At 49.1% G+C, this 12,715-nt stretch carries 4 protein-coding genes; all 4 read left to right on the top strand.

Annotation, left to right across the window (positions count from 1 at the left end; genetic code table 11):
* Nucleotides 1-56 precede the first annotated feature (56 nt).
* The 4 genes from ACOMHB_RS21265 (at nt 57) to ACOMHB_RS21280 (ending at nt 12,677) form a co-directional block, all read left to right on the top strand.
* Entirely contained in the window at nt 57-3,200 is a 3,144-nt protein-coding gene (locus tag ACOMHB_RS21265; RefSeq protein WP_448218103.1) for a hypothetical protein, read from the top strand.
* A gap of 125 nt (nt 3,201-3,325) precedes the next feature.
* Nucleotides 3,326-6,424, top strand: a complete 3,099-nt coding sequence (locus ACOMHB_RS21270; RefSeq protein ID WP_448218104.1) for a SidE phosphodiesterase domain-containing protein — start codon at nt 3,326-3,328, stop codon at nt 6,422-6,424.
* The gene (locus ACOMHB_RS21275; RefSeq protein WP_448218105.1) at nt 6,378-9,512 is read left to right on the top strand and encodes a hypothetical protein; all 3,135 of its coding nucleotides are present in this window, start codon (nt 6,378-6,380) and stop codon (nt 9,510-9,512) included. The genes ACOMHB_RS21270 and ACOMHB_RS21275 overlap by 47 nt, the downstream gene beginning before the upstream one ends.
* A gap of 102 nt (nt 9,513-9,614) precedes the next feature.
* Entirely contained in the window at nt 9,615-12,677 is a 3,063-nt protein-coding gene (locus tag ACOMHB_RS21280; RefSeq protein ID WP_448218106.1) for a hypothetical protein, read from the top strand.
* Nucleotides 12,678-12,715 lie beyond the last annotated feature (38 nt).

A 12,715-nucleotide genomic window follows, 5' to 3' on the forward strand; every position in this document is an offset into this window, starting at 1 on the left:
AAAAGCGCAGAAATCACCTTTACGAAAGTGGTAAATATTAATTTTGGATATTTCGAATGAATGTTACTCACGGAACGGGAACCTCTGCAAACCTTTACCCTTCCACACAATCAAAGTCTGACACCCAGTCGGTAACGGCCTCTGGCCAATGGACAGTCTGCGAATCGACCAGCAGGCTGCTACCTGGTCCTTCCAGGGAGTCTGAGCGACAAGAGCTACTGCAGGCCGCTGAGACTGGACGCCTGGCGTTTCGGCGAATCAGATTGAATATAGAAAACGATTACTTCTCGGGTCAGAGGGCACCAAGGCCCTTCACAATCGCCCTGCCGGGGGGAATGATGCCCACTAGGCCCATGCCAAAAGCAGATTTTGGTAAATGGATGGTAGGCATTGTTGATCCACAATGCCTGTATGTCTATAAATGTGATGCATTTACTGGACGTGTGCTGATAGAGCCCGGCGTCACTCCGGAAACACTGCGTGCAAAACTATTGCCTGATCTGCAATCATCGCTCAATAGACGTCTTGAGCATGGCAATCAGGTCATCTGGAGAGTTTATCCTCATCGTTTTACCTCAGGACATCTGCAAGAGGATGGAACGTTCAGTTTACCAAAATTGAAATCCGACAATGACACCCCTTTACTCGACTACCCGGAACTGGTGCTCACCCAATATGACAAAAAAGACATCAAATGCTTCTGTGCATACAAAGATGCACAGATAAATATTGCCGAGATCCTGGGGGACAAGCGTCAGTGTGAAAAGGTATTGAAGATTAAATCCCCCCTGCCTCTGGTTATATATTGCTATCGCACAGGTTCTGTTGAGGTTTATTTTGATGATGAGCTGAACAATAAACACCTGGCCAGGAATGAAGATTCTCTGGATTATTTTGCGATTTCACAGGGCATAGCCCCGGAAAATTTCAGAGCCATGTTGAATCTACTGCCAATGTCTTTGCGGACAGAGGCACTGAGTTCGGAATTAACCGTCTCTCCAGATGCCAGTCACAAATTACAACAGGCCATCAAACTGGTCACTAATCCTCGTTTTTACAGTTACGAGGAGCTTCTGAAATTAAAACAGAGTGGCTTGGCAATTCACCAGCCTTTTTTTCAGGAAGGAGATTTTGAATCTTTGCTTGAAATGCTCCTGACTCAGGAAATGATCAGAAACGAAAACACTGTTCTGGAAATGATCAGAAACGAAAACTCTGTTCAGGAGCAATCTCAGCAACAGGAAGAAACAGCCTACCGAATGTTTCGGCTGATTTTGCAAAGTGGGGCAAGTTTGCCGAAAAAGTGGTGCCTGGATTTCATTTACCGAATGGACAGATTTGACCATTATATAATGCCACCGGGCATAATGAATTGTATGCTGGTTGCCTTTAGACCCATTCAATTCCTGACTCTGCTCCATCTCAGGAAGATCGCTTTGTCCACCTGTCCGGGAGCCCTTGTTGAATTTGACCGCATTTGCCAGGGGCTTAGTCAACAGCAACGGCAGGACGCTCTGGAACAGATATTGCGGCAACATTTGAACGATTGTTACCGCCCCACTCTCGACACCGTCGAGTCTCAGTTGCTAGCCCTGTTTTGCTTCGGAGCTTCCCTGAACAAAAACTTTCTGAACTCTTTTCAATCCTATTTGCGTAAGGAATATCCTGAAGGTAAGAAAGTTATTGCTGATTTTTCTGCGGATGATTACATCACATGGCTTAAAAAACTGTGGGATCAACGAGCAACACATTCTTTGTACCAGAATTGGCCAGAGCGTGTCCGGCAGGCTGAGCGGGACATCAAGGACCTGCAACAATCTCTCGATCAGGTCGATTCTGGCCCATCGGCAACAGCATTGTCAGCTCAGGCACCGGCGGCATTAAAGTTTGTGGTGGACGCCTTCAGCAAGCCGCCGACCCTGCCAGATAATGTCGGCGACAATGAAAAAACCATCCTGAAGGTATTGCTGCATTATTATCGCCGTCCGGGACCGGAACGAGTGGTTCAGAGCCTTGGCAGACAGTCTATGCCAGCAGTGTGGAAACCCCTGCACAGTTGCAGTCATGTCCTGCGAGCCAGGAATAATGGGCACTGGTATATGGAATTGCTGAAGAAATTTCAGCAGTGTTCTCTGGGCAAAGAAGAAAAAGAACTCCTGTCTCTGGCGATTATCTACCATGACGCTGCTGCCGAAGATGTTGACAAATCAGTGGAAGAAACAAAGTCAGCCGAGTACTTCAAACGGGACCTGACCGGGCACTACCCCAAACAGCTGCTGGAGAATATAGTGCTGGCAATGGTCAGCAAGGAAAACGATGTCGAGGGTAAGGATGAACAGAACCTGCCTGACTCTGTGCGCTGGTATCTGCGCATATTACGCTTTGCAGATCGAATGGACTTTATCCGTTGCCGTGGGATTGGGGCTGATTTTCCCGGATTAACGGTGACTCGAACCCTGGGTTTTGACGCTACACGTCTTGACCTGCCAGCGCAGCTGACTCGAGATTTTACCGCCGAGCCTGACAACAAGACTGAATTCCAGCGTCATCTCGAAGCCGCCATGCACGGTGCGGCTGATCTGGCGCGGGTAACCGGGCAACTTCAGGATTATCGCAAAAAAAACTACACCAAAGTCTATGGCCTGAACGACAGTGGCTCCAATATCTCTGAAAACTTTGAATGGACAACCGAGCCTTTGCAGAGAATGAACCAGTTTATTGACGACAATGTCCGCCGCAAAATGGCTCAGCAGGCCGGCATTATTGTCTGCTCAGACCCCAGCCACAAAGCCTGCAAGGCGGATCAGAAAAAAGGGATCACTCGTGGTATTCATAACAGCTGGTATGATCTCAGGCAGGTGACGATTCCTGCCGGAATGACGCTGCTGGAAAAGATGCAGTACGAACATGACCCGTCACTGCTGAGCCCGGCAACACAAAAAGCATTAGCGAAAGAGCTGCAACGGCTGAGGAGCGAAGGTATTCGGATGAATCCGGGCACCTTGACACAAAAAACACTGACTTCGGAGGAAGCCCGAAAGGTGTTGGAACGGCGGGGTATTGCTGTGGTCAGCGAGAAGCGTCCCTACTTTACCAACCAAGGTTTCCCGAAAGAACGGGAAATGCTGGTGCCTGAGAAGAGAGCAAAGCTTGATGCCCAGCAAAATGCGCCAGAAGGGTGGACGTGCTCAGTCCTTTGATCTCGCTATGAAGTCAAAGTGGAACTTTTTGCCAGCCAGTTGGAACTTTTTGCCAGCCAGTGACTCCAAAAAAAGGTAGCCCCACAGGAAAGCAGGTAAGTAATAAGTTTTACAGGAGTATTACCATGAATGTTGCCCAGGGAACGGGAACCAGCACAAACCCTTACCCTCCCACGCAATCAAAGTCTGACACCCAGTCGGTAACGGCCTCTGGCCAATGGTCAGTCTGCGAATCGACCAGAAGGCTGCTACCCGGTCCTTCCAGGGAGTCTAAGCGACAAGAGCTACTACGGGCCGCAGAGACTGGACGCCTGGCGCTCCGGGCAATTGATTTGTATAAAGAAAAAGAATACTTTTCGGGTAAGGGGGCACCAAGGCCTTTCACTCTCGCCCTGCCGGGGGGAATGATGCCCACCAGGCCCATGCAAAAAACGGATTTTGGTGAATCGATGATAGGCATTGTTGATCCAAAATGCCTGTATGCCTATAAATATGATGCAGCTACTTCACGTTTGCTGATAGATTCAAGCGCCACTCCGGAAACGCTGCGAGCAAAACTACTGCCTGATCTGCAATCATCACTTCTTAGACGTCTTGAGCATGGCCATCAAGTCCTCTGGAGAGCTTATCCTCATCGTTTCACCTCGGGACATCTGCAAGAGGATGGAACGTTCAGTTTACCAAAATTGAAAATCGGCAATGTCACCCCTTTACTCGACTACCCGGAACTGGTGCTCACCCAATATGGCAAAGAAGACATAAAATGCTTCTGTGCATACAACGATACACAGACAAATATTGCCGAGATTCTGCGTGACAAGCGTCTGTGTGAAAAGGAATTGGAACTTGACCCGCTGCCTCTGGTTGTTTACTGCTGCCGCACAGGTTCTGTTCAGGTCTACTTTGATGATGAGCTGGATAATAAACACCTGGCCAGGAATGAGGATTTTCTGGATTATTTTGCGATTTCACAGGGCATAGCGCCGGAAAATTTCAGAGATATGTTGAATCTGCTGCCAATGTCTTTGCGGACAAAGGCACTGAGTCTGGAATTAACCGTCTCACCAGATGCCAAGCACAAATTGCAACAGGCGATCACGCTGGTGCAAAATCCTCGTTGTTATAGTTACGAGGGGCTTCTGAAATTAAAACAGGGTGGCTTACCCATTCACCAGCCTTTTTTTCATAAAGGACGTTTTCAATCTTTGCTTGAAATGCTCCTGACTCAGGAAATGTTCAGAAACGAACAAACTGATCAGGAGCAAACTCAGAAACAGGAGGAAACAGCCTACCGAATGTTTCAGCTGATTTTGCAAAGTGGGGCAAGTCTGCCGAAAAAGTGGTGCTTGAGCTTCATTTACCGGATGGATGACTCTCTCTCTTGTACAATGCCACCGGGCATAATGAATTGTATGCTGGTTGCCTTTAGACCATTTCAATTCCTGACTCTGCTTCATCTCAGGAGGATCACCTTGACCGCCTGTCCGGGAGCCGTTATTGAATTTGACCGTATTTGCCGGGGGCTAAGCCAACCGCAACGCCAGGACACTCTGGAACAGTTATTACGGCAATATCTGAATGATCGTATTCTCCCTTCTCTCGACACCATCCAGTCTCTCTTGCTGGCCCTGTTTCACTTCGGAGCTTCTCTGGACAAAAACGTTCTGAAATCTTTTGAATCCTATGTGCAGAAGGAATATCCCAAAGGTAATGGAGTAATTGCGGGTATTTCTCAGGATGATTATATCAACTGGCTTGAAAAACTATGGGATCAGCGAGAAACACATGCTTTGTACCAGAATTGGCCAGAGCATGTTCAACAGGCTCATCGGGACATAGAGAATCTGAAACAATCACTCGGTCTGGGCGATTCTGGTACATCGACAACACCCATGGCGGCCACGGCACCAGCGGCATTAGAGTTTGTGGTAGAAGCCTTCAGCAAGCCGCCGGTCCTGCCAGATAATGTCGGCGACAATGAAAAAACCATCCTGAAGGTATTGCAGCATTATTACCGCCGACCGGGACCGGAGCGGGTGATCCAGAGTCTGGGCAGACAGACCATGCCAGCAGTGTGGAAACCCCTGCACAGTTGCAGTCATGTCCTGCGGGCCAGAAATAATGGGCACTGGTATATGGAATTGCTGAAGAAATTTCAGCAGTGTTCCCTGAGCAAAGAAGAAAAAGAACTCCTGTCTCTAGCAATTATCTACCATGATGCAGCTGCCGAAGATGTCGACAAATCAGCGGAAGAAACAAGGTCAGCCGAGTACTTCAAACGGGATCTGACCGGGCATTACCCTGAACAGCTGCTGGCTGATATGGCAATGGCGATGATCAGCAAAGAAAACGATGTCAATGGTAAAGATGAACAGAACCTGCCTGACCCTGTGCGCTGGTATCTGCGCATATTGCGCTTTGCGGATCGAATGGACGTTATCCGTTGTTTTGGGGTTGCGCCTTATTTTCCCGGTTTAACAATGACTCGACCTCCGGGTTTTGACGCTACACGTCTTGACTTACCAGCGCAGCTGACTAAAGAGTTCAGCTCCGAGCCTGACAGCAAGAGTGAATTCCAACGTCATCTGGAAGCTGCCATGCACGGTGCGGCTGATCTGGCGCGGGTAACCGGGCAACTTCAGGATTATCGCAGAAAAAACTACACCAAAGTCTATGGCCTGAACGACAGTGGCTCCAATATCTCTGAAAACTTTGAATGGACAACCGAGCCTTTGCAGAGAATGAACCAGTTTATTGACGACAATGTCCGACGCAAAATGGCACAGGAAGCTGGCATTATTGTCTGTTCAGATCCCAGCCACAAAGCCTGCAAAGCTAATCAGAAAAAAGGGATCATTCGTGGTATTCACAACAGCTGGCATGATCTGGGACAGGTTGAGATTCCAGCCGGAATGACGCTACTGGAAAAGATGCAGTACGAACATGACCCGTCGCTGCTGAGTCCGGCAACACAACAGGCGTTGAAGAACGAGATACAGCGGCTCAAGAGCGAAGGGATACGAATGAATCTGGGCACCTTGACTCAAAAAACACTGGCTTCCAAGAAAGCCCGAAAAGTGCTGAAAAAGCGTGGTATTACCGTGGTCAGCGAGAAGCGTCCCTACTTCAGCAACGAGGGCTTCCCGAGAGAACCGGAAATACTGGTGCCAAAGCTTAATGCTCAGCAGAATGCGCCAGCGGGGCGTGCATGTGCAATCCTTTGATCCCTCTATTGAAATTCGTCTACGGGCGGTGGCTCCCTGGCGAGCAAATTATGACACCCATTCGGCAACTGCCTCCGGCCAATGGACAGTCTGCGAATCAACCAGCAAGCTGCTACCCTGCCACCCCAGAGAGTCAGAGCGACAAGAGCTACTGTGGGCCGCTAAGAGTGGGCTTCTGGCGTTCCGACGAATTGAGTTGACTAAAGAAGACCATTACTTTTCGGGCAAAGGAGTACCAAGACCCTTTACCCTCGCCCTGCCAGGGGGAATGGTGCCTACCGAGCCCGTGCCGGAGAGGTATGGTAAATGGATGGTAGGCATTGTTGATCCACAATACCTCTTCCTCTATAAACGTAACGCATCCACGAGACGGATTTTGGCAGAGCCTGACGTAACTCCGGATACTCTGAGAGTGAAATTACTGCCTGATCTGCAATCGTTGCTCGGTAGACTTGTTGAGCATGCTGATCAAGCCTTCTGGAGAACTTATCCTCACCGTTTCACCTCAGGACATCTGCTGCCCGACGGGACGTTCAGTTTACCCAAATTGAAACCCGACGATGTCGCCCGCTCACTTGATTACCCGGAACTGGTGCTCAGCAGCTACGGCAAAGAAGACATCAAATGCTTCTGTGTATACAAGGATGCAGGGATGAATATTGCTGATGTCCTGCAGGACAAGCGTCAGTGTGAAAAGGAATTAAAGCTTAAATCCTTGCCTCTGACTGTTTATTGCCATCACACAGGTTCTGTCGAGGTCTGTTTTGATGATGAGCTGGACAGTAAACAATTGGCCAGGAATGAGCAGTCTCTTAATGATTTTGCATTTTCACAGGGCATAGCCCCGGAACATTTCAGAGCCCTGTTAAATCTGCTGCCAATGTCTTTGCGGGCAGAGGCACTGAGTTCGGAATTAAGCGTCCCACCGAACCTGGTGCACAAAATGCAACAAGCCATCAAGCTGGTGAGTCATCCTCGTTCTTACAATTATGAGGGGCTTTTGAAATTAAAAGAAAGTGGCTTGCCAATTCACCTGGATTTTTTTTACGAAGGAAAGGTTCGATCTTTACTTGACATCTTGCTGGTTTCCGAAAGGTCCAGAAACGATGGGTCTGGTGAGGAGCAAACCGAACAGGAGAGAGAAGCTTGTCACTTACTTCAGCTGCTTCTGCAAAGCGGGGCAAGACTGGGGACTGCTATTTCAAGCATTCACGCCATGGCGGATGACATGCAAACGGTCATACCAGCGAGCACAATGAATTATATGGTGGCTGCCTTTGCTCCATTTGATTGTCTGACCCTGAAACATCTGCGCAGAATATCTTTAATCCATTGCCCGGGAAGCGTCGTTGAATTTCACCGAATCTGTCGGGCTCAAACTCAAAAGCAACTTCAGAAATGCATGAAAGAGGTATTCTATGATGTCTGTTTACACTCTCGCCCCCTAGAAATTATCAGGACCCGCTTACTAGCCCTCTTTCATTATACTGACCTGGACTTGGAGACTCTGTATAGAGTTAAACGAACGCTGGACTGCTATTACCCCGACGGCAAGAAAGTTATTGATGATTTTTCCGTGGCGGATTATATCCAATGGGTTGAAAAACTATGGAAGCAAAGGGAAACGCATCCTTTCTACCAGAATTGGCCAAATCATGTCCGGCAGGCTGAGCAGGACATCGCGGACCTGAAACAATCTCTCGGTCTGAACGACTCTCAAAAGCTTGCGACACAATTGGCAGCCAAAAAACCAGAGGGATTAGCGTTTGTGGTGAGCGCATTCAGCGCACCGCCAGTCCTGTCTGATGATGTCGGCGATAATGAAAAAACCATCCTGAAGGTATTGCAACATTATTACCGTCGGCCGGGACCGGAACGGGTAATCCAGAGCCTTGGCAGACAGAGCATGCCAACAGTCTGGAAACCGAAGCACAGCTGCAGTCACGTCCTGCGGGCCAGAAATAACGGGCACTGGTATATGGAATTGCTGAAGAAATTTCAGCAGCGTTCTCTGAGTCCGGATGAAAAAGAACTCCTGTCTCTGGCAATTATCTACCACGATGCGGCTGCCGAGGATGTCCCAAAATCAGTGGAGGAATCAAGGTCAGCTTCTTATTTCAGACGGGACCTGGCCGGGCATTACCCTGAACAGCTGCTGAATAATATAGCCATGGCGATGATCAAAAAGGAAAACGATGTCAATGCTGGCGATGAGCAGAACCTGTCTGAGTCTGTGCGCTGGTACCTGCGCATATTACGCTTTGCGGATCGAATGGACGTTATCCGTGGTTGCGGGGTTGGGACCGACTTTCCCGGATTAACAGTGGCTCAACCTCAGGGTTTTGACGCTACACGTCTTGACTTACCACCACAGCTGACTGGAGATTTTACTTCCAAGCCTGACGACAAGCCTGAATTCCAACGTCATCTCGAAGCCGCCATGCACGGCGCGGCTGATCTGGTGCGAATAACCGGGCAACTTCCAGATCAGCGCAACAAAAACTACACCGAAATCTATGGTCTGAACGACAATGGCTCCAGGATCTCTGAAAACTTTGAATGGACAACTGAGCCAGTGCAGAGAATGAACCAGTTTATTGACGACAACGTCCGGCGCAAAATGGCTCAGGAGGCCGGCATTATTGTCTGTTCAGACCCCAGCCACAAAGCCTGCAAGGCTGATCAAAACAAAGGGATCACTTATGGCCTTCATAACAGCTGGTATGATCTTGGGCAGGTGGCGATTCCAGCCGGAATGACGCTGCTGGAAAAAATGCAGTACGAACATGACCCGTCGCTGCTGAGCCCGGCAACACAACAGGCAATAGAGCAAGAGGTGCAACGGCTGAAGAGCGAAGGTATACGGATGAATACGGGCACCTTGACGCAGGAAACGCTGTTTTCGGAGAAAGCCCGGACAGTACTGAAACAGCGAGGTATTGTCGTGGTCAGCGAGAAGCGTCCCTACTTTACCAATGATGACCTCCTGAAAGAACGGGAAATACTGGTGCCAAAGAAGATAACCAAGCTTGATGCTCAGGACAAACCAGCAGGAAAAGACCGACAAAATCCTCTGATCTTGCCTTAAAAATTAGCTGGGATGGAACTTTACAGCAGCCAGTTACTCTAAGTACTTCAAAATCCCTGCAAACGAGAGCAGGTAAATAATAATTTTTAAAGGAGTATTACCATGGATGTCGCCCGGACCGCTGCGAACCCGTGCACACCATCTCAACCCGAATCAAACTTTGCCACCCGGTCGGTAACAGCCTCTGGCCAATGGACAGTCTGCGAACCGACCGGCAAACGGCAGCTGCATCATCCCAGGGGGTGTGAACGGCACAAGCTACTGCAGGCTGCCAAGAGTGGACGTCTGGCGCTCAGGCGCATTGATTTGTCCAGAGAGAGAAAATACTTTTCTGACAAGGGAGCACCAAGACCCTTCACCCTCGCCCTTCCGGGGAGGATGATGCCTAACGCGCGCATTGGGAAAGGGTTTGGGAAATGGATGGTAGGCATTGTTGATCCACAATGCCTGTATGCTTATAAACGTAACGCGATTACCAGGAAGCTGATGGTAGAGCCTGACTTAACTCCGGATAAACTGGGAGTAAAACTACTGCCTCATCTACAATCTTTGCTCGATAGACGTCTTGAGCGTGGCGATCAGGTCATCTGGAGAGTTTATCCTCGTTTCACCTCGGGGCATCTGCAAGCGAATGGGACGTTCAGTTTGCCAAAGTTGAAATCTGGTCCATGTACCCGTACAGATGATTTCCCGGAACTGTTACTCGCCCACTACAGGAAGGAAGACATCCAATGCATTTGCGTTTACAAGGATGCAGAGATGAATATATCCGAGATCCTGCTGGACAAGCGTGAGTGTGAGAAGGAGTTGCAGCTTGGATCCTTGCCACTGGTCGTTTATTGCCACCGCACAGGCTCTGTTCAGGTCTATTTTGACGATGAGCTGCACAGTGAACACTTGGCCAGCAATGAGCATTCTCTGAATGATTTTGCGTTTTCACAAGGCATAGCCTTTAAACATTTCAGAGCCCTGTTAAATCTGCTGCCAATGCCTTTGCGGGCGAAAGCACTGAGTTCATCAGAATTAACCATTCCTCCGAATCTTGTGCATAAATTGGAAGAAGCCATCGAGCTGTTGATTAATCCCTCTTGTTACAGTTACCAGCAGCTTCTGGCATTGAAACTCAGTGGTCTGCCTCTTAAGTCCCCCTTTTTTTTCCGTACGGCGGGAATCAGATCTTTGCTTGATCTTCTCCTGCATAGTGAAATATTAAGAAACAATAAGCTTCAGGAACAGCAAATCAGGGAGCAGCAGGAGAAAGAAGCTTACCGGTTATTTCAGCTGCTTTTGCAGAGCGGGACAAGGCTGACTGAATTTGGTGTGGAGCTCATCAGCCGCATGGAATATAAGGATGAATCTGCAATGCCAGCGGGCCTATTCAATTGTCTGGTGGCTGCTTATGCTCCATTTGACTTCCTGAACCTGGAACATCTCAGTCAGTTACCTTTAATCGGTTGCCCGGGGAGCATCGTTGAATTTGACCGAATCTGTCGGGGCAACAGTCAACTGCAAAATCAGGACTGTTTGAAAGAGGTATCACTTTGTACAAAAACCAGGCTGGGTCTGACCCTCGAACATATTCAGTCCCACTTATTGGCCTTGTTTCATTATGAGGCTATCCCGGACGAAGACTTTCTGAATGATCTTGCAGAGGATCTGGAGCTTTACTGCATTGACGGCAATGAGACTATTGGTGATTTGTCTGTGGCTGATTACATCGAATGGCTTGAAAATCTGTGGAAGCAACGGGAAACCTATCCTTTGTATCAGAATTGGCCAAAGCATGTCCTGCAGGCTCAGGAGGACATCAGGAATCTGAAACAATCAATGGGTCTGGACGCTTCTCACAACCAGGCAACACCATTGGCAACCGAAACACCAAAGGCACTAGAGTTTGTGGTGGACGCCTTCAGCAAACCGCCGATTCTGCCTGACAATGTCGGCGATAATGAAACAACCATCCTGAAAGTATTGCAACATTATTACCGCCGTCCCGGACCACAACGAGTCATCAAGAGCCTTGGCAGTCAGACCATGCCAACCATGTGGAAACCAGAGCACAGTTGCAGTCATGTCCTGCGGGCCAGAAATAATGGGCACTGGTATATGGAACTGCTGGAGAAATTTCAGCAGTGTTCCCTGAAACCGGATGAAAAAGAACTCCTGTCTCTGGCCATTATCTATCATGACGCGGCTGCCGAAGATGTTGACAAATCAGTGGAAGAATCAACGTCAGCTGAGTATTTCAAACGGGACCTGACAGAGCACTACCCTGAACAGCTAGTGAAGGATATGGCACTGGCGATGACCAGCAAGGAAAACGATGTCATGGGCGGCGATCAGCAGAACCTGTCTGATTCCGTGCGCTGGTATCTGCGCATACTGCGTTTTGCGGATCGAATGGACGTTATCCGTGGTTGCAAGGTTGGGGCTGATTTTCCCGGATTAACAGTGGCTCGACCTTCGGGATTTGACGCTGGACGTCTTGATATACCATCACAGCTGACCGAACAGTTTACCTCCGATAGTGACAACAAAACTGAATTCCAACGGCATCTGGAAGCCGCTATGCACGGTGCAGCCGATCTGGCCCGGGTAACCGGACTACTCCGGGATTGGCGCAAAAAAAACTACACCGAAGTTTACGGTCTGATTGGCAATGGTTCAAAGATCTCTGAAAACTTTGAATGGACCACTGAGCCAGTGCAGAGAATGAACCAGTTTATTGATGACAATGTCCGGCGCAAAATCGCTCAGGAGGCCGGAATCATTGTCTGTTCAGACCCAAGCCACCAGGCCTGCAAGGCTGATCAAAGTAAAGGGATCACTTATGGCATTCATAACAGCTGGTATGACCTGAGGCAGGTGGCGATTCCGGCCGGAATGACGCTGCTGGAAAAGATGCAGTACGAACATGACCCGTCGCTGCTGAGCCCGGCAACACAACAGGCAATAGAGCAAGAGGTACAACGGCTGAGTAGCGAAGGTATACAGATGAACCTGGGCACCTTGACACAGGAAACACTGCTTTCGGAGGAAGCCCGGGGAGTACTGAAACAGCGAGGCATTACCGTAGTCAGCGAGAAACGCCCCTACTTTACCAATGACGAACTCCCGAAAGAATGGGAAATGCGGGTGCCAGAGAAGATGGCAAAGCTTGATTGAGAGCACGACTGCATGGATGCGCAGTTGCCGTGCAGGGA

The organism is Endozoicomonas sp. 2B-B (assembly GCF_053470045.1).